The following is a 21920-nucleotide window of genomic DNA, read 5'->3' on the forward strand; positions in this document are numbered from 1 at the left end:
CTTGATTCCCTCTATCCCTCGGTGAGCCAGATGTACCGGGCGAGCAGCGCCGCCGCGACCCCGTACAGAATCGGGCTGACCTGCCGTCCCCGGCCGCCGAGCAGTTTGATGGCGCAGTAGCTGATGACCCCCAGGCTGACGCCATTGGCGATGGAAAAGGTCAGCGGCATGACAATGATGGTCAAAAAGGCCGGCAGACTGTCGGCGATGTCGTCCCAGTCGATGTGGCGCACGCCCTCCATCATCAGTGCTCCCACCAGAATCAGGGCGGGCGCGGTGGCCGCGCCGGGAATGGCGGCGGCGAGCGGCCACAGGAACATGCTCAGCAGGAACAGCACGGCGACCGTCACGGCGGTCAGGCCGGTGCGGCCCCCCTCGCCGATGCCGGCGGCGGATTCCACGTAGGCGGTGGTGGTGGAGGTGCCCATGAACGCGCCGAACATGGCCGCGAGGCCGTCCATCGAGAACAGGCGGCGGGCACGCGGCATGTTGCCCTGCGCGTCAATAAAACCCGCACGCTGCGACAACCCGGTCAGGGTGCCGGTGGCATCGAAGAAATCCACGAAGAAGAAGGTAAAGACCACGCTCAGCAGGCCCAGCCCCAGCGCTCCGGCGAGGTCCATCTGCCCCACCAGCGCGCCCGGCCACACCGGCGTGCCGAAAATGCCCAGAAACGGACCGTCAAAACCGGGAAACGAGCGCAGCGCGCCCTCCGGTCCGCCCGCGTACACGGCGGCTCCGGTCACGATGCCGAGCACCGTGGTTGCCAGGATGCCGTACAGGATCGCCCCGGTGACCCGGCGGGCCATCAGCGCGGCGGTCAGAATGACGCCGATGGACGCCAGCCAGACCGTCGGCGAGGACAGCGAACCCATGCCCACCAGCGTGGCTGGATTGGCGACCACGATGCCCGCATTCTTGAGCCCCAGGAAGGCCAGGAACGCGCCGATGCCGCCGGTGATGGCAAACTTCAGCGAGTTGGGAATAGCCTGCACGATGGCCTGCCGTGCGCCCAGCACGCTGAGCAGCACGAACAGCACCCCGCTGATGAAGACGGCGCCCAGGGCGGTCTGCCACGCGACGCCCATGCCCTGCACCACCGTGTAGGCAAAAAAGGCGTTCAGGCCCATGCCCGGAGCCTGCGCGAAAGGATATTTCGCCACCAGTCCCATGGCGAGCGAGCCGAAGGCCGCCGCGATGGCGGTGGTCATCAACAGCTGCACGAAGGCGTTGGGCACGTCAATGGCGGTGGCGAGAACCTGTGGGTTCACGAACAGGATGTAGCTCATGGTCAGGAAGGTGGTGAGGCCCGCGCGCATCTCCTGCCGGACGCTGGAGTTCTGGGCGCTGAGGCCGAAGTAACGGTCCAGGCCAGAGGTCGGGGTGGACGGAGTACGGGCGGCGGCGGGATCAGACATGACATCTCCTTCGCTCTTTCCTGACGGACCGGAAGAGCCTCATGGCGGAACGGTGGCGGGAGCCGGACGGCAGAATCAAGGCATCCCGGCGGGCACGGCTGTCCCGGAGGGCGTGTGGGGGCGGTCGTACACTGGGTCGCCGCCAACCCACACCCGGGCCACGTCGGCCTGGGTGCCGTTGGCATACAGGGCGGCCAACGTGCCCGGGGCGCTGTCGGCGTGCTGCAGGACGGCCTCCAGCGTGCTTCCCGCGCCGGGGCGCAGCCACACGGCGTCGAAGGCCTTGCCCACGCCAAAATCCCCGATGTGGTCTTGCAGGTCCAGCGCCTGCGCTCCGGCCCGGGTGCACAGGTACAGCAGGTGGGCGGGCGTCAGCGCCACCCTGTCCCCGGCCTGAAGCTGCTGCATGAAGTACGCCTGCAGGCCCTCCTTGAGCATGGAAAATCCGGTGCCGCCGCCCACATCGGTCCCCAGCGCGACATGCACGCCCGCCGCGAGGTGCCGGCCCAGCGGAAACAGACCGCTGCCCAGCGAGCTGTTGCTGCACGGGCAATGGGCGGCGCTGCAGTGGTGCGCGGCCATGACGTGCAGTTCGCGGTCGGTGGTGTGGACACTGTGGGCAAACACGCTGCGCCGCCCCAGCAGTCCGGCCCGGTCATAGGTGTCCAGATAATCGCGGGCGTCCGGGAACAGCCCGCGCACGGTCTGGATTTCTGCCCGGTTCTCGTTGAGGTGACTCGTGAAATGCACGTCCGGAAACTCGCGCATCAGCGCGGCGCAGGCGTCGAGCATGCCCTCGCTGGCCGAGAGGCTGAAGCGTGGCGTTACGGCGTACCGGGCGCGGCCCTGACCGTGCCAGCGCTCGATCAGGGCCTTGCCCTCAGCGTAGGCCCGCTCGGGGGTGGTGTGCAATTCGCCGCGCAGCATCCGGTCGCTGACGACCTGTCCGGCGACCGTCCGCAGGCCCGACGTCGCCGCCTCGTCAAAAAACTCGTCCATTGCCCCGGCAAAATGCGAGCCGAAGACCAGCGCGGTGGTCGTGCCGTTGCGGGCCAGCCCGCCGAGGAACTCGCGGGCCACGGCGCGGGCATACGTCGCGTCGGCCAGCCGCGCCTCCTCAGGCAGGGCGCAGCGGTCCAGCCAGTCCAGCAGCGGCATGCCCAGCCCGCCGATGATGCGGACCTGCGGGTAATGCACGTGGGTGTCAATAAATCCTGGCAGCAGCACGCCGCCGCGCAGGTCGGTGACGGGAGCGTCCGGGTGGGCCGCGTGCAGGGCGGCGAAGTCGCCGCTGCTGCGGATCACGCCGCCGCCTATCAGCAGGCCGCCGTCCTCCTGAACGTGCAGGGCGTCGGCCTCCCGGAACGGGTCGAGGGGCGTGTGCATGAAGGTGGCGCGGTACAGCATGGGGGTCATTGGGGCCTCACAGACGGAAGGGAAGAGGGAAGGGAAGACGTGGCCTGCGCGGCGTCATGTTCCATGCGCGCGACCAGCTGCGCGGCCACGCTGACGGCGATCACGGCGGGTGCCTTGCCCGAGATGTCCGGCACGCCGATGGGTGTGGTGATGCGTGTCAGGGCCGCGTCGTCATGGCCCTCGCGCCGCAGCTGTTCCTGAAAGCGGAGCCACTTGACCGATGAGCCGATCAGCCCGACAAAGCCCAGGTCGCGGCGGCGCAACGCCGCGTCGCACAGGGCGGCGTCCTCGGCGTGGTCGTGGGTCAGGATCAGGAGGTGGGTGCCGGCGGGCAGGTCGTGCAGTGTCATCTCGGGGATGGGGGCGTGGTGAACTGCAAGGCGCGCCTCGCCGCCTTGCAGCGGGGCCAGCCGCTCGGGCGTGAGCTGCGCGGCCCGCGAATCCACCAGATGCAGGTGCAGCGGCAGCCGCGCCAGAATGCGCCCCAGTTCCAGCCCCACGTGCCCGACCCCGAAAATGGCAACGTGGGGCCGCACGGTCTGCAGCGGCTCCAGCAGCAGCGTCACCTCACCGCCACAGCACTGCCGCCCGTGCTCGTTGCCCGCGCGGTCGGTCAGGCGCAGGGTCAGCAGTTCCGGCGTGTGGGCCGAGACCTTCAGCATGGCCCGCGCCCGCTCGGTGGCGGTCGCCTCCAGATTGCCGCCGCCCACACTGTCCCAGGCCTGCTCCGCGCCGACCACCATCTTGGCCCCCGCCTCACGCGGAGCGTGGCCGCGCACGGCGGCGACGGTGACGAGCACACCGGGAAGGCCGTGGTCCTGCAGGTGCTGGAGGGCCCGCAGCCAGTTCATGGGCGGTGGGGAGAAGGGATGGGGGGCACCGCATGTTGCCCGACGACGGGCTTCCTAGTCATCGGCGGCCACCGGTTCGGTCTGCGCCCGCCGCGCCGCCTCCAGCGCCCAGAACACGGCCTCGGGCGTGGCCGGAGAGGCCAGTTCCTGGGTGCGGCCGCCGGGGCCAAACGCGGCGGCGGCCTGCCGCAGCGCCTCACGGACGCTGATGCCCAGCATCAGGGGGGGCTCACCCACCGCCTTGGAGCCGTACACCACGCCGGTCTCGGTGGCGCGCTCCAGCAGGGCCACGTTGAACACCTCGGGCATCTCGCTGAAGCTGGGCAGCTTGTAGGTGCTCGCCGCCTGGGTGTTGAGGCGGCCACGGTTCGGGCCATCCGACTCGTCCCAGCGCAGTTCTTCCAGGGTCAGCCAGCCGGCCCCCTGCACGAAGCCGCCCTCCACCTGCCCGATGTCGATCAGCGGCGACAGGCTGTCGCCCACGTCCTGCAAGATGTCCACCCGGCGGGTGCGGTACAACCCGGAAAAGCCGTCCACCTCCACCTCGGCGATGGCCGCGCCGTACGCGAAATACTTGAAGGGCTCGCCGTGCATCGCCACGCGGTCCCAGTGCAGACCCGGCGTGCGGTAGTACCCGGCCGCCCACAGCTGCGTCCGCAGATGGTAGGCGTCGTGGACAAGCTGTTTGAAGTCGATGCCCTTGTCCGGATGACCCAGCGGATACACCAGCCCCTCCTCGAAGCGCACGTCCCCCGGATGCACGCCCAGCGCTCCGGCCGCCACGGCTGCGAGGCGGGCCTGGATCTGCTCGCAGGCGTCCTTGATGGCCCCGCCGTTCAGGTCGGCCCCGCTGCTCGCGGCCGTGGCGCTGGTGTTGGGCACCTTGTCGGTGCGGGTGGGGGCCAGCCGGACCCACCCCACCGGCACGCCCAGCGCGGTCGCCGCCACCTGAATCATCTTGGTGTGCAGGCCCTGGCCCATCTCGGTGCCGCCGTGGTTGATCAGGACGCTGCCGTCCTTGTAGACATGGACCAGGGCGCCGGCCTGGTTGTAGGCCGTGAAGTTGAAGGAGATCCCGAATTTGACCGGTGTGATCGCCAGCCCCCGCTTGGTATGCGGGTGCGCGGCGTTGAAGGCCTCCACTTCAGCGGTGCGGGCCGCGAAGTCGCCGCTGACCAGCAGTTGCCCCCACAGGTCTTCCAGGCGTTCGGCGTGGCGCACCGGCTGGCCGTAGGGGGTGGCCTCGCCCGGCCGGTAGAAGTTGCGCCGCCGCAGTTCATGGGCCGGCAGCCCCAGCAGCGGCGCGCAGCGGCCCAGGATGTCCTCGATCACCAGCATGCCCTGTGGGCCGCCGAAGCCCCGGAAGGCGGTCTGGGAGGTCTTGTTCGTCCGGGCAATGCGGCCGCGGACCTCCACATGCGGAATGAAGTAGGCGTTGTCGATATGACACAGCGCCCGCGCCATCACCGGCTCGGACAGGTCCAGGCTCCAGCCGCCGTCGCTGGTGAGGGTGGCCTGCAGGGCGCGCAGTTTGCCATTGTCGTCGAAGGCCACCTTCCATTGGGCGTGGAAGGGATGGCGCTTGCCGGTCAGGGTCATGTCCTGGGTGCGGTTCAAGCGCAACCGGACCGGACGGCCCGTCAGGACACTGCCCAGCGCGGCAATCGCCGCGTAGCCGTGTGGCTGCATCTCCTTGCCGCCAAAACCCCCGCCCATCCGCAGGCACTGCACGGTGACCTGGGCGGAGTCCAGCCCCAGCACGTGCGCCGCGATCTCCTGGGTCTCGCTGGGATGCTGGGTGCTGGACTGGATAAAAACCTGCCCCCCCTCGTCCACGTAGGCCAGCGCGGCGTTGGTTTCCAGGTAGAAGTGCTCCTGCCCCCCCATCTCGAACTCGCCCTCGAAGGTGTGGGCGGCTCCCTCAAACCCGAGGGTGATGTCCCCGCGCCGCAGGGTGGACTGAGCGCCCTGGAAGGATTCGGCGGCGATGGCTTCCTGCACGGTCACGAGGGACGGCAGTACCTCATACCCGACCTCCACCGCCTGGGCGCCGCGCCGCGCCGCGTCGGCGCTGTCGCCCAGCACCCAGGCGACCGGGTGACCGTGGTACATCACCTCCGTGGGAAACAGCGGCTCGTCGCCCTTCACGCCCGCGTCGTTCGCGCCGGGCACGTCGGCGGCGGTGAGCACGCGCACCACGCCGCGGACGTTTAGCGCCTGCGATACGTCCAGGCGGGTCACGCGGGCGTGGGCGTGCGGGGCCTGCACCGGCCACGCGTGCAGCAATCCGGCGAGGCGCACCCCCAGGTCGTCGGTGTACAGCGCGTGCCCGGTGACGTGCAGCGAGGCGCTTTCATGCGGAATGGCGTCGCCAACGGCACCGTTGTGGGGACGTTCGTGCAGGCTGGTCATGGGGTCACCTCCGGGAAGGGGCAAGTCGCAAGTGTGGGCGGTGGATCCCTAAACACGGGCCACGTCCCGCCGCTCATGGAAGAACTTCAGCAGCGTCTGTTCCAGCATGGCCGCGCGGTATTCGGCGCTGGCGCGGTGGTCGCTGAGGGGAGTGCCCTCGCGGCGCAACAGGCGGGCCGCCTCGCGGACGGTGGTTTCGGTCCACGGCTGGCCGACCAGGGCCTGCTCGGTCTCGACGGCCCGCAGCGGGGTGGCGGCCACTCCGCCCAGGCCGATGCGAACGCGGCGGACGCGGTCACCGTCCAGCTCCAGGGCAATGCCCACCGCCACGCTGGAAATGTCGTCGAAGCGGCGCTTGGCGTATTTGTAAAAACCGGTCAAGGGTGCGAGCGGCAGCGGCACCTTGATCGCCCGGATCAGCTCGCCGCCCCCCAGGTCGGTCTGACGGTAGCCCCTGAAGAAGTCCGCGAGCGGCACCTCACGTTCCCCGGTGCGCGAGGCCAGCACCAGCGAGGCGTCCAGCGCGAGCAGCGTGGGCGGACTGTCTCCGATGGGCGAGGCGGTTCCGAGGTTGCCGCCCAGCGTGGCGCTGTTGCGGATCAGGCGGCTGGCGAACTGCGGGAACCACTCGGCCATCAGCGGAATGCGTCCGTCCAGACGCCGCTCGAGTTCCGAGAGGTTCAGGCCCGCCCCGAGGCGCACGTGGTCACTGTGCCACTCCAGCTCGCGCAGTTCGTCCAGACCGTCGACCGCGATGGTCACGTCCGCACGCGCATGGCGCAGGTTGACCTCCACACCCCAGTCGGTGCCGCCGGCAAGCAACTTGGCATCGGGGTGTTCGGCGAGCAGGTCCAGGGCCTGGGCCAGATCGGCGGGGCGGTAAAAGGCTCCGTCCGGCCCGGACAGGCGGGTGGGCGGTGGGGTCGGAGCGGGCCGCGAACGCCGGGTCGCCAGCGGGTCGCCCTGCGGGGGGGTATCCAGCGCATAGGCCGCGTCCTGAATCGGGCGGTAGCCGGTGCAGCGGCACAGGTTGCCGCTCAGGGCATGAATGTCAAAGCCGTTGGGCGCGTGGTGTTCGCCGTCCCGGCGCTCGGGCCGGTAATACTCGGCGGCCATACTCACCACGAAGCCGGGCGTGCAGTATCCGCACTGCGAGCCGCCGCGCACGGCCAGTTCCCTCTGGACCGGGTGCAGATCGGTAGGCGACCCCAGGCCCTCGGCAGTGATGACCTCCTGGCCGTTCATGGCCGGAAGCAGCAGCAGGCAGGCGTTGACGCTCTCCAGGCGCGTGCCGCCCTGTCCGTCCGGGCGCGAGACGAGCACCGCGCAGGCTCCGCACTCTCCCTCGGCGCAGCCCTCCTTGCAGCCCGTGAGGCCGCCGTCCCGCAGCCAGCCCAGGAGCGTTTCGTGGGGCCGTGCGCCGTGCACCGTGCGGGGTTCTCCGTTGACTGTCACCGTAAAGCTGTCCATGCTGCCTCCATCGTCAACAACAATAAACCCGACGTTCCATGCACACCCCGGGCCAGAGGCCCCGGATGCATGGTTCACGCCGGTGACGAGAAGAAGGCGGGCCGCTGGTTATCCATGCAGAACAGTGGCCTGTTGTGGTGTGCATTAATTTTACGCCTAAGTAATTGCCGTGTCCAGGGGACGTATCTGCTCTGGGCTGGATTCAAGCGCTGTGGCCGCTGAGATATGGGGAAACGTGTCAGGAACAGCCCCCGCCCCAAGGTGAACTGTGGAGTGAAGAAATCCAAAGTCCACGGGTGAAAAATCAGGTGATCAGGTCCGTCTTTTATCTGGTCTCGGAGAAATTGATCATGTCCGATGACGGGGCAGCACAGCCCAGTTCCCGGTCTGTCGCGGACGACCTCCGCTGATTTCGCCTCTGGATTCCGTGCCCTGCGGCCCCTGCCCTCAGGTCCGGCACAGTGATCGCTTCGTCCCCTTTCGCATCTTGTGGGCAACTCGCCCGTCTGTGCAGACACAGTCGGTTCTGAGGAACCGGCTTCATAGGGATACGGTGTCCGGGAAGTGAACGGCGAATCGCCGGCAGTCTCCCCGGCAATACGGCCGGGGCAGGACGATCCGGTTGGACTGGTTGCAGGGGGTCGGGATATGCAAAAGAAGGGGGTGCAGATGGCCGCATACGGGCCGCCTGCACCCCCTTCTGGTGTACTGGGGGATCTCCGGGAGACTTCAGCGCCGGCTGAGGGTCAGCTGCATCTGGCCGACCGTGCGCCCGGCGGCCTCGGCCTGACAGGCAAACACGTGGTTGGCGGCCTGCGCGGACGTCTCCTCGACCTCGAAAGTGGCGCTCTCGCCGGCCCAGCAGAAGTCATGAGCCACGACCTCGGCATGCGGGATGAAAAAGGCCTGATCTCCGCCCAGGCTCAGGCCCGCAAGCTGCGACAGCTGACCCATCAGGATGGCGACCGGCATGGCCGGGTAGCGGTCAAAGTGGCCGGCACACGCCTGCACCGGCACCTCGCCGATCCGGCGGATCCAGCGCGGCCCGTCGCGTTGGATGGTGCCGTCGGGCAGCGCGGGCATGCGCCCCAGGCCCTCGGCGCTGAACTCGGGCCGCGCGCGCGAGCGGAACAGCCGTGAGAACGCGCTGTCGGTCAGGATGGTGTATTCCACCTCGACCACGGCGAGCGGTTTGCCCCCTGCGAAGGCCTCGATGCGCGCGGTGGCTTCACGCTTGCTGAGGTTCAGCAGTTCGGCCTGCAGGGTGATCACCGAGCCATACGGCGCGTCGTTCAAAAAACCCGTGTACTGGGCCTTCTGCGCCAGATAGTAGCGGCGCTGGTCATCGGCCTGGGCCAGGGCGGCGGCGCACAGGCCGGCGATGGCCGCGTGGCGGCTGAGTTCCGCTCCCTGAATCGGCCCGAGTTCCTGGCTGCGCGGCAGTTCGGCGCGGGCGGTGGCATTCAGGCGGCCCGCTTCGGCGCTGAGGTCACTCAGGGCAAAATAGGGGGGGCGCACGCAGATGCGCGCGAGCAGTCGGTCAGTGGACAGGTGCCTCGAGAGGGCGGTCTCTGGAGCAATGGCACGGTAGACAGGACTGGTCAGCATGAAGCCTCCGGGAAAGTGGTCAAACATCGGGCCTGAGAAGGATGAGCAGAGAATAAACTCAAAATCGCCCTTTGCCTAGTCACTTCCGGTACGGAGTCTCCTGACAAAATTCTTACAGGCGCAGATCAGATCGGCCTTAAGGCATGACTGGTGGGGTAAGCCACGAAAGTCATTCTTGCGCACCGAGGCCGATTTTAACGTTCAGAAACGGTGTTTTCACGGCAACCGACAGCACCCACCGAAGGGGTCGGAGGCGGCCAGTCTCAGCGCGCCTTGTCTAGGCATGCCTCAATTTGAAGGCCGTATCAGCAAGGCCCGGAGAACCGAACCGCAGCCTTCATGGGCAAGGGCCAGGATTGAGGGGGCCTCAGGCGGGAGTGGTCAGGCGTCCGCGAATCAGCGGAGCAACCTCAGTGCCCAGAAGCTCGATGCTGCGCAGCATCTGTTCATGCGGCATGAGCACGTTGGTCATCTGGAAGGTCAGGCGTGAGAGGCCGCCGAGGACATCATTCAGGTACAGCGCCTTGTCGGCGACCGCCTGCGGATCTCCGATCAGGTAGGCGCCGCCCGGCGCACACGCAGCGTCGAACTGGGCGCGGGTGGGCGGGCGCCAGCCGCGCTCGCGGCCCAGCAGGGTAAACAGCCGCTCATGGCCCGGCCAGAAGGCGTCGGCCGCCCCACGGGAGGTGTCGGCCACGAAGCCGAAAGCATGAACGCCCACCCGCAGCTGTTCGGGAGCGAAGCCCGCCCGCGCGCCCGCCTGCCGGTACAGGTCCACCAGCGGACGAAAGTGCCGGAAGTCGCCGCCGATGATGGCGATCATCAGCGGCAGCCCCAGGGTGCCGGCGCGCACGAAGGATTGCGGCGTGCCGCCTACCCCCAGCCACACCGGCAAGCGGTCCTGCAGCGGGCGCGGATAGATGCCCTGGCCGCTCAGCGGGGGGCGGTGCCGACCCGACCAGTGCACGTGGGTCTGCTCGCGGATCTTCAGCAGCAGGTCCAGTTTCTCGGCAAACAGCGAGTCGTAGTCCTGCAGGTCATGCCCGAACAGCGGATACGCCTCCACCGAGGAGCCCCGGCCCACCACCAGTTCGGCGCGGCCACGCGACAGCAGATCCAGCGTGGCGAAGTCCTGGAACACCCGCACCGGATCGTCGGCGCTGAGCACGGTGACGGCGCTGGTCAGCCGGACGCGCTGCGTGCGGGCCGCCGCCGCCGCCAGTATCAGGGTGGGGGCCGAGTCCAGGTATTCCTGACGGTGGTGCTCGCCGATGCCGAACACGTCGATGCCCGCCTCGTCGGCCTGGACAATCTCGCCGAGCAGGTTGCTCAGCCGGTCGGCGGCCCCCAGCGTTTCTCCGGTCCGGGGATCCGAGACCACGGCGGCGAAGCTGTCGATTCCAATCTGCATAGGCGTCCTCCCAGGGAGCGGCGCACCCGAGAGTGCCGGCGTCCTCCAGGCCCGAGCATACTGTGTTTTACGAAGGGGTTTACTTATTGGTGGCGACGCCCTGCGGTGGTGGTGGGCGGCCCCCCCCGTATACTCCGGCCATGACGCTCCCGCTGCAGCCCAGCCGTGCGCGCGCCGGGGCAAACGACATCGCCCGCGCCCTGCACGGCTGGTGGTGCGCCAAACTGGGCCGCCCGCTGCGGCGCTGACGGGCCCTGCCTGCCGTGCCCCCGTGCGGGGCGAACCCGCCTGTCTCTTTCAGAGGTGTTGTGCTATGACTGTCTTTGACCGCCTGTTTGCCGATTCTGCCCTCAGCCAGCTGCAAGAGAAGGATGCCCGCGATCCGCTGGCCCACAAACGCGCCGAATTCATCCTGCCGGACGGCGTGGTGTATCTGGACGGCAACAGCCTAGGAGCGCTGCCCCGGCGCGTACCCGCCCGGCTTGCCCAGGTGGCCGAGCAGGAGTGGGGCGCTGGCCTGATCCGATCCTGGACGGCGGGGGCCGGGACAGGACAGGGCTGGATGAACCTGCCCGACCGGGTGGCCGCCAAGCTGGCCCCGCTGGTCGGCGCGCAGCCACACGAGCTCTCGGTGGGAGACAGCACCGGCGTGAACATCTTCAAGGCCCTCGCCGCCGCCCTGCACCTCGCGCCGCCGGAACGCCGCGTGATCCTCACCGATGCCGACAACTTTCCCACCGATCTGTACGTGGCCCAGGGCCTCAACGCGCTGCTGGACGGGCGCTATGAGGTGCGGCGCGTGCCGGGAGCCGAGCTGGAAGGGCACCTGACCGACGAGGTGGCCGTCACCCTGCTGACCGAGGTGGACTACCGCACCGGGCGCCGGATGGATCTGGCCGGATTCACGGCGCGCGCGCACGCACAGGGCATTCTGACGGTCTGGGACCTCGCGCACTCGGCCGGAGCCTTTCCGGTGGACTTGAACGGCGCGGACGTGGACTTCGCGCTGGGCTGCGGCTACAAGTACCTCAACGGCGGCCCGGGCGCTCCCGCGTTCCTGTTCGTGGCACAGCGGCACCACGCTGCGCCGGTGTTCCTGAGCGGCTGGATGGGCCACGCCGATCCCTTTGAGATGGCGCGCGACTTCACGCCCGCTCCCGGGGCGCGGCGCTACGTGGTGGGCACGCCGATGGTCCTGAGCCTGAGCGCCCTGGACGCGGCGCTGGACGTATTTGCCGATGTGGACATGGCCGAACTCCGCGCCAAGTCGTTGTCGCTGACCGACGCCTTTATCGAGCTGATGGAGCCGCTGGCGGCGCAGCATCCGCTGACGCTGGTGACGCCGCGGGCCCACGCCGAGCGCGGCAGTCAGGTGTCGTACCAGCACCCCCAAGCGCGGGCCGTGATGGACGCCCTGATCGGGCGGGGCATTCTGGGTGATTTCCGCACGCCGGACATCCTGCGCTTCGGCTTCACGCCGCTGTACCACTCGCACGCGGACGTGTGGCGGGCGGTACAGGGCATCCGGGCGGTGCTGGAGGAGCGCGGAGCATGAGCGATCAGGACGCTCCGGAACGCGCACATACCGACTTCAGCCACAGCCTGAGCTACGGCGATTACCTGCAGCTGGATACGCTCAAGGCCGCGCACCGGCCCATCACCGGGGCCCACGACGAGCACCTGTTTATCGCCGTTCACCACGTCTCGGAGGTGTGGCTGGAACTGATCGTGCGCGAGCTGCGGGCGGCCATGACACTGCTTCATGGGGGCATCACCGACACGCCGCTGAAGATGCTGACCCGCGTGGTCCGCGCACAGGAGCAACTCACGAACGCCTGGGAAGTTCTCAAGACCATGACGCCCGCCGACTATCTGCAGTTCCGGCACGCCTTCGGGCAGGCGTCGGGCTTTCAGTCGGCGAGCTACCGCACGGTGGAATTTCTGCTCGGCAACCGCCGCGCGGTGCTGCTGCGCCCGCACGAACACCGTCCCGACCTGCATGACCCGCTGGAAGCGGACCTGCACGCCCCCAGCCTGTACGACCTGGCGCTGCGGCTGCTCGCCGCGCGGGGACTGCCGGTGCCCCGGGAGGTGCTGGAGCGGGACCTCACCCAGCCGCCGGTCCTCAACGAGGCCGTGCTGGACGCGTGGCTGACCGTGTACCGTGCCCCCGACACCTACTGGGACCTGTACGAGCTGGCCGAGAAGCTGCTGGACGTGGAGGACAACTTCCGGCGCTGGCGCTTTAACCACCTCACCACGGTGGAGCGCACCATCGGCTTCAAGGCCGGGTCGGGCGGCACGAGCGGTGCGGGGTACCTGCGCGCGGCCCTGAACACGGTGCTGTTTCCCGAACTGTGGGAGGTGCGGACCCGGTTGTAGGCCGAAGCGCCCTCCCCTTCAGTTGAGCTGCGCGTAGACTTCCGGGGCAATTTCAGGCAGGCACTCCAGCCCGGGACGGGCCAGGGCATATCCCTGCATGTGCGTGATGCCCAGCGAGAGCAGGCAGCGCGCCTCGGCGAGATCCTCCACTCCCTCGGCCACAAGCAGCACCCCGGCTTCCCGGGCAAACTGGGCCATGTGGCGCAGCGCCGCTTGCTGCCAGCGGTCATGGTGAAGGCCGCTGACCACCGTGCGGTCAATCTTCACCACATCCGGGCGGATTGCGAGCAACAGGCCCAGGTTGGCATGTCCCGCACCGTAGTCGTCCAGCGCGGTGCCAAAGCCCCAGGCCCGGTAAGTGTCAATGATGTTCCGCACATGCGCCGCGTCGGGTACCTGCTCGTGTTCGGTGATCTCAAAGAGCAGCCGCTCCAGCGGAAAGCCCACCTCACGCGCCGTCTGCAGGGTGGCCTGTATGCACGTTCGAGGGTTGTATACCGCGTTGGGCATGATGTTGATGGACAGCCGGGTCTGCATGCCCAGGCGGGCCGCGCTGCGGATGGCAGTCATGCGGCACTGCTGGTCAAGGTGGTACAGGCTGCCCACATCCGGCGCCCCCGCGCTGTCCTGGGCCGCCTGGAACTGCTCGAACACCCAGCCCGCCGGCTGGCCCTGGGGCCCGCGCACCAGCGCCTCGTAGGCGTAGACCTCACGGCGGCTCATGTCCACGATGGGCTGGAAGGCCATCTGCAGCGTCAGCGGTGAGGCGGGCGGAACCTGACACGCACGGCAGGGAGCAGTGCGGTCAGTCATGACAGATGGTGTTCGGAATGAGGAAACAGGCTCGCAAAGTTTCTTCAGTATAGGTGGGGGGTCTGACACGTCTGGCACAACCACGCATCCAGGACGATGAATCATCCTGTTCATCTGTTCGGGAATACACGCCACAGAGGGTCATCTGTCCCGGCCCGGACATCCCAGCGTTTCCGCTCGGCCACGGGTCCTGGTTTCCCAGACTCACGGATGCAGGTGTTCGTCGCCGTGCTCGCCGTGGGCATCCGGAGCCTCCAGCTGGACAGTGACGTGGTCAATGCCGTGCTGCCGGGCCAGTTCCTCCACCCGAGGCAGCAGCGCCGGAACCGGATCGGGCGCGACCAGATGGGCCGTCAGGTTGTTCTGTCCGCTGGTCACGCTCCATACGTGCAGGTCGTGGACGCCCTGCACACCGGGCAGCGCCGCAAGGTCGGCACGCAAGCTTCTCAGGTCCAGGCCCTCGGGCACACCTTCAAGGAGCACGTTCACGCTCTGGCGCAGCAGCGTCCAGGTGCGCGGCAGCACCCACAGGCCGATCAGTGCGCCCAGCACCGGATCCACCCAGCTCAGGCCGGTCACCCGGATGATCACGGCCCCGGCGATCACTGCGACCGACCCCAGCAGGTCGCCCATCACCTCCAGGTAGGCCGACTTGAGATTCAGGTTCTGCGTGCTGCCGCCCACCAGAATGCGGGCGCTGATCACATTGACGATCAGGCCCAGCACGGCCACGATCAGCATGGGTGTGGACTGCACCGTGACCGGTTCACGCAGGCGCGAGTACGCCTCCACCAGGATGTAGAGGCCAACGGCAAACAGCGCCCCGGCGTTCACCGCCGCCGCCAGAATCTCGGCACGGCGGTAGCCGAAGGTGCGCCGCCGGTCGGCCGGTCGCGCCCCCACACGGATCGCGAGCAGCGAGAGCACCAGCGCCATCACGTCGGTGAGCATGTGTCCGGCGTCCGAAAGCAGCGCCAGGCTGCCCGAGATGAAGCTGTAGATCACCTCGACCACCAGAAAACTGGCCGTCAGACCCAGCGCCAGGGCCAGCTGCCGGGCGTTGGCGTTCGCTCCGTGGTTGTGGCCGGAAGCCGCGTGGTCGTGGTCCGTCATGGCGCCGGACACCGGGCTCGAGGAAGACAGGGCATCCTTTCACCGTACCGGGCAGGGCCACGCGCCCGATGAGCCGACGTTTATTCAAACGCGGAGGATGGCGGCGGGGTGGAGATCAGACCGCTTCCAGGTCAGCCAGGGCCGCCTTGAGGTCGATGACCATGCCGATCAGGGCCGCGTGAACAAACGTCTGCGGGTAGTTGCCCAGCAACTCGCCGGTCCAGGGATCGGCTTCCTCGGCCAGGAAGCCCAGGTCGCTCGCCTGGGCCAGGACCGCTTCCAGGATGGTTCTGGCCCGCTGCGGGTCCCGCATGACCCAGTACTGCGCCACCCACAGGGTCCCCGCCAGGAAGACGCCCTCCCGCCGGTCCGTCTCACCGGCCAGATGCCGCCAGTACAGGTGGTTGTGGCAGTAGTCGCGTTCCAGCACCCGCAGGGTCGCAAGCATCTCCGGGGTGTCGGGGGCGCAGTAGCCCCAGACCGGATACAGGGCCGCCGTCAGGTCCACCCCCTCCTCGCCCGCCACGTAGGCGTAGGCGCCCTCGGCGGTCAGGCCATGGCACGCAACCCAGTCCCGCGCGGCGGCGGCGGCCCGGCGCCAGCGGGCGGCCTGCTCCGGAGTGGAGGCGGACCCGGCGATGTATTCCAGGGCGGTGGCGGCCAGGACCTTGCCCGCCACGTAGGGACGTTTCTGACGCTCTTCCCAGATGCCGTAATCGTCGTCCTGCCAGTGGTCGCACAGGTACTCGGCCAGACGTTCCACCACGCTCCAGTGCTCGCGGGTACCGAAACGCTCATAGATCAGCTTGGCGGCGAGCAGCACGTTGCCGTAGGCGTCGAGCTGCAGCTGTCCGCGCGCTCCGTTTCCAATCCGGACCGGGCGGCTGTCCTGGTAACCGCGCAGATTCAGTTCGATCTCGGCGGGCGGGTCGCCGCCGCCCACCGTCATGAACGGCGGCGCGGGCAGACCGTCCTCGCGGTGTGCGGTTCCGCAGATGAAGGCCAGAAACTGTCGGCCCTCGCTGCCGTCGCTCTCTATCCGGGTCAGGGCGCTGACCACCATACCGGCGTCCCGCAGCCACACGTAGCGGTAGTCCCAGTTCTTGTCGCCGCCCGCCACCTCGGGCAGGCTGGTGGTGGGGGCGGCGATGGTGGCGCCGCTGTTCCCGTCGGTGAGCATACGCAGCGCCCGCAGCGAGGAACGCACCGCGTGCTGGTACGGGCCGTGGTAACCCGCGTGCGCCGCGAGTTCCTGCCACGCCGCGAGGGTCTGTTCGCGCCAGCGGGCCACGTCGGCCCAGCCGGGGGCCGCGTCCAGCCGATCATCGCTCAGCAGAGCCCAGGCCGCCTCGCCGGCCGGCACGCGGACCACCACGGCGCCCTCCTCAATGCGCGGCGGGTGCGAGGCGTACAGCCACTGGCGGTCACTGATCTGCACGCCCGCGCCATCGGGCCGCAGATGGGCTTCCCGGCGGGCGTAGTCGGGGGCGGCGCGCAGCACCAGTTCAAGCGGCTGTGGGGCCGGCGAGAGCGTACGGCACAGTCCGGAAGGCAGCCCCTTCCCGAACGGCATGAAATCGGTCAGGGTCAGGGCCAGGGGAGCGCCTCCACCGCTGCTTTCCAGCCGCAGGCGCGATTCCAGAACGGCGCTGTCCGCGACGTAGCTGCGGCCACCGCCCTGCGCTCCCGGGCACACCACGGCCCACGAGCCGCCGCGCACCGGGTCCAGCAGGCGCGCAAGCAGGGAGGGTGCGTCGAAGCGGCCCGGGCAGTACCACACCACTTCACCCAGCGCGCTCACCAGGGCGGCGCTGCGCCGGTCACTCAGCAGGGCCAGATCACGCAGGCGCGGTTCCTGTGCCGCCCGCTCGTCCTGCGGCAGCTGTTCCGCCTGCTTCCGTGGTTCCGTGTCTTGCGTCATTGCCACCTCCGGTCCCGGCCACACTAGAGCATCCCCCTCCAGAACTCTGGTTCTTTTCCCCAGGTGTTGATTGGATTCGGGCGCGCCTGTGGTCCCTGCCCAGCCCTGTGGCCCACGCCGCCTCCGGCGAACACCGCCCTGCATGCGGCACAATGGGGCCATTCGACTTCACTGCGACACAGACCGGAAGATGGCCGGCCTGAAGGAGAACCCATGACCCCACACGAGACGGACATCATCGTGGTCGGCGCAGGCCTGGCCGGACTGGTCGCCGCCGCCGAGGCCGCCGACGCTGGCCGGCGCGTGCTGCTGCTGGACCAGGAGGGCGAGCAGAATCTGGGCGGACAGGCGTACTGGTCGTTTGGTGGCCTGTTTCTGATCGACACACCCGAGCAGCGGCGTCTGGGCATCCGCGACAGCCATACCCTGGCGTGGCGCGACTGGCAGAACACGGCCGGATTCGACCGCCCGGAGGACCACTGGCCGCGCCGCTGGGCCGAGGCCTACGTGGAGTTTGCCGCCGGGGAAAAGTACGGCTGGCTGGCGGCGCAGGGCGTGCGTTTCTTTCCCGGCGTGGGCTGGGCCGAGCGCGGCGGGCAGGGTGCGGGCGGTCCCGGCAACAGCGTGCCGCGCTTTCACATCACCTGGGGCACCGGGCCGGGCGTCGTGGAGCCCTTCGAGCGGCGGGTGCGCGGGCACGTGGCAGCGGGGCGCATCACCTTCCGCTTTCGCCACCGCGTGCGCGGCCTGAACATCACGGGCGGCGTGGTGCATGGCGTCCACGGCGACGTGCTGGAACCCTCGGGGGTGGGGCGCGGCGAGGCGAGTTCGCGGGTGGTCGTGGACGACTTCGATCTGAACGCCGGGGCGGTGATTCTCACTTCCGGGGGCATCGGCGGCAACCATGAGCTGGTGCGCCAGAACTGGCCCACCCAGCGCCTGGGTCCCGCGCCGAAATTCATGGTCTCCGGGGTGCCGCAGCATGTGGACGGCGCGGCGCAGGCCATGGCCGAGCGGGCCGGGGCGCGGCTGATCAACCGCGACCGCATGTGGCACTACACCGAAGGAGTCCGCAACTGGAATCCCATCTGGGCCATGCACGGCATTCGCATCCTGCCGGGGCCGAGCAGCCTGTGGCTCGCGCCGGACGGCCGCCGGCTGCCGTACCCCCATTACCCCGGCTTCGATACCCTGGGTACCCTGCAGCACATCACCACGCACGGCTATCCCCACACCTGGTTTGTGCTCAACCGCGCAGTCATCAAAAAAGAATTCACCCTCTCCGGCAGCGAACAAAACCTGGATCTGACCAACCGGGACTGGCGGGGGGTGGCCGGGCGGTTGGGCAGAAGGGTGGCCCCCCCGGTGCAGGCCTTCATGGACCACGGCGCGGATTTTGTGGTGCGCGGCAGCCTGCCTGAACTGGTGCGCGGCATGAACGAACTGATCGGGGATGAGGCGGTGGATCTTGAGACCGTGCAGCGCGAGGTTGCCGACCGCGACCTGCAAGTTGCCAACCCCTTCGGCAAGGACCCGCAGCTCGCCGTCGTCACGGGGGCGCGCGCGTTCATCAACGAGCGGTTGATCCGCATCGTCAAGCCTGCGCCGCTGCTGGACCCGGCGGCCGGACCCCTGATCGCCGTCCGGCTGAACATCCTGACCCGCAAGACCCTGGGCGGCCTGGAAACCGATCTGCAGGCGCGGGTTCTGGACGCCGCCGGCCAGCCGATGCCGGGTCTGTACGCGGCCGGCGAGGTCGCGGGCTTCGGCGGCGGCGGCCTGCACGGTTACCGCTCGCTGGAAGGCACCTTTCTGGGAGGCTGCCTGTTCAGCGGGCGGGTCGCCGGCCGGTGCGCGGCGGGGGCGCTGGGGTAGGTCAGCCCTGGCCGGGAACGTAGCCCGACAGGGGCATCGCCGCCGCGCAGTCCGGACCGAGCGGCCGCGCGGTTCAGGAGCGGCACGGTCAGATGCAGCGCCGTCAGACACGGAGCGGTGCTGTGTTTCGAGGCTCCTCAGTTAGGCCGGGCTGGTTCGCAGGCTGTTCAGGCCGTCGGCATGGTCCTGCCCGTAGAACACTGAAGCTCCCGGCGAAAGGGCCTCCAGAATCGCTGCCAGCAGCACCTCGCCCGCTCCTAGCTCGACGGTGCGGTCTCTCCCTCGCGCCGCAGGTCCTTGAGGTGAACGGGCGGTGTGCGCTCCACGTGGACCCACACGGTATCGAGTTCCAGGCTCAGGCTGGGCGCACGCGCCAGCAGCATGTCCATAAGGGTCTTGCCGCCGGCCGTGACGTTGGTCGTCCGGTGTTGAAGGCGGGGTCAGTTCCGGTCTCCCATCCCGGCAGAAAGTCAGACCCGGCGGGCACACTTCATCTGTCTGGCAGACCAGTCTTCTTAAAGACTTCTCAAAGGCCTTCCAAAGTGTTATGGTTGCCCGTAACAAACACAAGAATGTACAGAGTGTTCTGGAGGTCGCCTATGAAAAGCCTGACCCGTTCTGCCCTCGTGCTCGCCGCTGCCCTCGCCGCTGGACAGGCCCTCGCCGCCACCCGGGGAGGCCAGCTGGTCTACGGCCGCTACGCCGACTCTCTGTTTCTGGACCCGGTGCTCAACGACGCCAACCTCGACATCTGGATTCTGACCAACCTGTACGACACCCTGCTGCAGCCGACCACCGACGGCAAGGGCGTGCAGGCGGGACTGGCCAGCAGCTACACGACGGCCAAGGACGGCAAGAGCATGGTGCTGACCCTGCGCCCGGGCCTGAAGTTTGCCGACGGCAGCGCCCTGACGGCGGCCGACGTGAAGTGGTCGCTGGACCGCGCCCGCAATCCTGAAGCGGGGGCCTGGAACAGCTCGCTGGCAAGCATCAGCTCCATTGTCGCGAGCGGCAACAAGGTGACGCTGAACCTCAAGCAGCCCGACCCTACCCTGCCCGCCGCGCTGGCCACCTTCAACGCCGCGATCATGCCGCAGAAGCTGTTCACCGCCGCGCCCGGCAAGAACGACGCCGAGAAGGCCAAGGCCTTTGCCGAGAAGCCGGTGGGCTCCGGTCCCTTTGTCCTGAGCGAGTGGAAGCGCGGCTCGTACATGGTCATGAAGCGCAATCCCTACTACTGGAAGAAGGGAGACGATGGCAAAGCGCTGCCCTACCTGGACAGCGTGCGCTTCGAGATCATTCCCGACGACAACACCCGCATCCTGAAACTGCAGGCCGGCGAGCTGCAGGGCGCAGAATTCATTCCGCTGAGCCGCGTGGCCGAGCTGAAAAAGGCCCCGAACATCAACATGACGCTGTTTCCCTCCACCAAGGTCAACAGCATCCTGATGAACAACCGGCCCAAGCTGAACGACGGCACCGTGAACCCGCTGAGCGACGTCAACGTTCGTCAGGCGCTGAACTACGCCGCCAACAAGGACGCGCTGATTCAGGTGGTCACCTACGGCACCGGCAAGCTGATGAAGTCGTACATGTCCTCCACCACGCCGCTGTTCGATGCCAAGCAGCCCGGGTTCCCGTACGATCTGGCCAAGGCCAAGGCCCTGATGGCGGCGAGCAAATTCAAGGACGGCTTTGAGGTCACCGTGCTGGCGACCAGCGGCAGCGCCGACGATCTGGCCCTGCTGACCGCCCTGCAGCAGATGTGGGGAGCGATTGGCGTCAAGCTCAAGATCGAGCAGCTCGACGCCGCCACCAAGACTGCCCGTTACCGCGCCAACGACTTCCAGATGCGCACGGCGGCCTGGACCAACGACATCAACGATCCCAGCCAGATCACCAGCTACTACACGCTCTTTGACAACATCGAGTCGGTCCACACCGGCTTCAAGAGCGCCGAGATCGACAAGCTGTTTGCCCAGAGTCAGCAGGAACTGAATCCGGCCAAACGCGCCGCGCAGTACCAGCAGATTCAGAGCATCTACCTCAAGGCCGCGCCGATCGTGTACCTCTACGAGACGCCGTATCCGGTGGCGCTGTCGAACAAGGTCAAGGGCTTTGTGCAGATTCCGCTGGGCAACAACATCTTTGCCGGGGCATATCTGGACAAGTAACCCCAGTCGAGGGGTTCGAGGCGCCGCCCAGTCATTCATGAGGCGGCGCTTCCCTGTCCGGCTGGGCCAGGGACCGGAGGAATTCAATATGCACGCCAATTACGTCATCAAACGGCTCCTTCAGATCATTCCGACCTTTCTGGCGGTCATGCTGGTGGTTTTCCTGCTGGTGCGGCTGTTGCCCGGCGATCCGGCCAGCGCCATTCTGGGAGACCGTGCCACCGAGGAAGTCGTCGAGCGCACCAACCGGGCCCTGGGCCTGGACAAACCCCTGCCCGTGCAGTTCGGGATTTTTGTTGGAAATCTTTTGCAGGGCAACCTGGGAGACAGCATCAGCCTGAAGGTGCCGGTGCTGCGCCTGATTCTGGAACGGCTGCCCACCACGCTGTTTCTGACCGCCTACGCCGCCGTGCTGGGCGTGTTGATGGCCGTGCCGCTGGCGGTGCTCGCCGCCGTGCGCCGCAACACCTGGGTGGACGCGCTGATCCGGGGCGTGTTTCAGGTGGGGCTGTCGCTGCCCGTGTTCTATGTAGCGCTGCAACTGCTGACCCTGCTGGGCGCACGCCTGGGCTGGTTTCCCATCGGCGGCTACGGCGAGGGTTTTACCGGCCACCTATACCACCTGTTCTTGCCCGCATTGACGCTGGGCCTGAACCTCGCGGCCATTCTGGTGCGGACCCTGCGCAACAGCGTCATCGAGGTGCTGGGGGCCGAGTACGTGGAATTCGCCCGGGCCAAGGGGCTGCGGGGCCGCGTGATTTTGGGGCGCCACGTGCTGCGCAACGCCCTGATCGCCACCGTCACGCTGCTGGGCCTGAACATCGGTGCCCTGATCGGCGGGGCCGTGATCACCGAAACCGTGTTTGCCATTCCCGGCGTTGGCCGGTTGATGGTGGACGCCATCTTCGGGCGCGACTACCCGGTGATTCAGGGCCTGACCCTGACCTTTGCCGTGATCGTGTCCGTGGTCTTCCTGATCACCGATCTGATCCATGCCCGCCTGGACCCGCGCGCGGAGCTGTCATGACGCGCGGGATAACAACCGGGAGATACCCG

Annotated in this window: 16 protein-coding genes; 5 read left to right on the forward strand and 11 right to left on the reverse strand. The window is 68.1% G+C overall.

The genetic code is table 11. From position 1 onward, the window contains the following. Positions 1-11 precede the first annotated feature (11 nt). From IEY21_RS02260 to IEY21_RS02290, 7 genes are all read right to left on the reverse strand, one after another. On the reverse strand, positions 12-1418 hold the full coding sequence (locus IEY21_RS02260) for an NCS2 family permease (protein WP_188900916.1): 1407 nt from the start codon (positions 1416-1418) through the stop codon (positions 12-14). A gap of 75 nt (positions 1419-1493) precedes the next feature. Continuing rightward, positions 1494-2834: a guanine deaminase gene (gene guaD / locus IEY21_RS02265; RefSeq protein ID WP_188900918.1), complete on the reverse strand. Its 1341-nt coding sequence runs from the start codon at positions 2832-2834 to the stop codon at positions 1494-1496. Beyond that, positions 2831-3685 carry a xanthine dehydrogenase accessory protein XdhC gene (gene xdhC, locus IEY21_RS02270; protein ID WP_188900920.1) on the reverse strand — a complete coding sequence of 285 codons (855 nt, stop codon included), beginning with the start codon at positions 3683-3685 and terminating at the stop codon, positions 2831-2833. The genes guaD and xdhC overlap by 4 nt, the downstream gene beginning before the upstream one ends. Positions 3686-3739: 54 nt before the next feature. Next, positions 3740-6097 carry a xanthine dehydrogenase molybdopterin binding subunit gene (gene xdhB, locus IEY21_RS02275; RefSeq protein ID WP_188900922.1) on the reverse strand — a complete coding sequence of 786 codons (2358 nt, stop codon included), beginning with the start codon at positions 6095-6097 and terminating at the stop codon, positions 3740-3742. Positions 6098-6145: 48 nt separating this feature from the next. After that, positions 6146-7567, reverse strand: a complete 1422-nt coding sequence (locus tag IEY21_RS02280) for a xanthine dehydrogenase small subunit (protein ID WP_188900924.1) — start codon at positions 7565-7567, stop codon at positions 6146-6148. Positions 7568-8296: 729 nt separating this feature from the next. Next, entirely contained in the window at positions 8297-9175 is an 879-nt protein-coding gene (locus IEY21_RS02285; RefSeq protein ID WP_229752797.1) for a hypothetical protein, read from the reverse strand. A 367-nt stretch (positions 9176-9542) separates the two neighbouring features. Continuing rightward, entirely contained in the window at positions 9543-10586 is a 1044-nt protein-coding gene (locus tag IEY21_RS02290; RefSeq protein WP_188900926.1) for an LLM class flavin-dependent oxidoreductase, read from the reverse strand. 313 nt (positions 10587-10899) lie between these two features. Between IEY21_RS02290 and kynU the strand changes: the two genes are divergently transcribed. Beyond that, a complete protein-coding gene (gene kynU, locus IEY21_RS02295; RefSeq protein WP_188900928.1) occupies positions 10900-12141 on the forward strand; it encodes a kynureninase in 1242 nt (413 codons plus the stop codon). Further along, a complete protein-coding gene (gene kynA, locus IEY21_RS02300; RefSeq protein WP_188900930.1) occupies positions 12138-12968 on the forward strand; it encodes a tryptophan 2,3-dioxygenase in 831 nt (276 codons plus the stop codon). Before kynU ends, kynA begins: the two co-directional genes overlap by 4 nt. Before the next feature lie 18 nt (positions 12969-12986). On the opposite strand, the gene IEY21_RS02305 is transcribed toward kynA, so the two are convergent. The 3 genes from IEY21_RS02305 to IEY21_RS02315 all read right to left on the reverse strand — a co-directional run bounded on the left by IEY21_RS02305 (position 12987) and on the right by IEY21_RS02315 (position 16815). Then, positions 12987-13781 carry an EAL domain-containing protein gene (locus IEY21_RS02305; RefSeq protein WP_229752798.1) on the reverse strand — a complete coding sequence of 265 codons (795 nt, stop codon included), beginning with the start codon at positions 13779-13781 and terminating at the stop codon, positions 12987-12989. A 204-nt stretch (positions 13782-13985) separates the two neighbouring features. Further along, positions 13986-14894, reverse strand: a complete 909-nt coding sequence (locus IEY21_RS02310) for a cation diffusion facilitator family transporter (RefSeq protein WP_188900932.1) — start codon at positions 14892-14894, stop codon at positions 13986-13988. A 115-nt stretch (positions 14895-15009) separates the two neighbouring features. Further along, positions 15010-16815 carry a glycoside hydrolase family 15 protein gene (locus IEY21_RS02315; RefSeq protein WP_188900934.1) on the reverse strand — a complete coding sequence of 602 codons (1806 nt, stop codon included), beginning with the start codon at positions 16813-16815 and terminating at the stop codon, positions 15010-15012. Positions 16816-17028: 213 nt separating this feature from the next. Between IEY21_RS02315 and IEY21_RS02320 the strand changes: the two genes are divergently transcribed. Further along, on the forward strand, positions 17029-18690 hold the full coding sequence (locus IEY21_RS02320; RefSeq protein WP_188900936.1) for an FAD-binding dehydrogenase: 1662 nt from the start codon (positions 17029-17031) through the stop codon (positions 18688-18690). A 257-nt stretch (positions 18691-18947) separates the two neighbouring features. Here IEY21_RS02320 and IEY21_RS17000 read toward each other — a convergent pair whose 3' ends face one another. Further along, positions 18948-19073 (reverse strand): hypothetical protein, encoded by a 126-nt coding sequence (locus IEY21_RS17000; RefSeq protein ID WP_268237766.1) that lies wholly within the window; start codon positions 19071-19073, stop codon positions 18948-18950. 216 nt (positions 19074-19289) lie between these two features. On the opposite strand from IEY21_RS17000, the gene IEY21_RS02325 reads away from it, so the two are divergent. Continuing rightward, on the forward strand, positions 19290-20864 hold the full coding sequence (locus tag IEY21_RS02325) for an ABC transporter substrate-binding protein (protein WP_188900938.1): 1575 nt from the start codon (positions 19290-19292) through the stop codon (positions 20862-20864). 88 nt (positions 20865-20952) lie between these two features. Continuing rightward, on the forward strand, positions 20953-21891 hold the full coding sequence (locus IEY21_RS02330) for an ABC transporter permease (RefSeq protein WP_188900940.1): 939 nt from the start codon (positions 20953-20955) through the stop codon (positions 21889-21891). Positions 21892-21920 lie beyond the last annotated feature (29 nt).

The sequence above is a fragment of the Deinococcus aerophilus genome (genome assembly GCF_014647075.1).
Classification (GTDB): Bacteria; Deinococcota; Deinococci; order Deinococcales; family Deinococcaceae; genus Deinococcus; species Deinococcus aerophilus.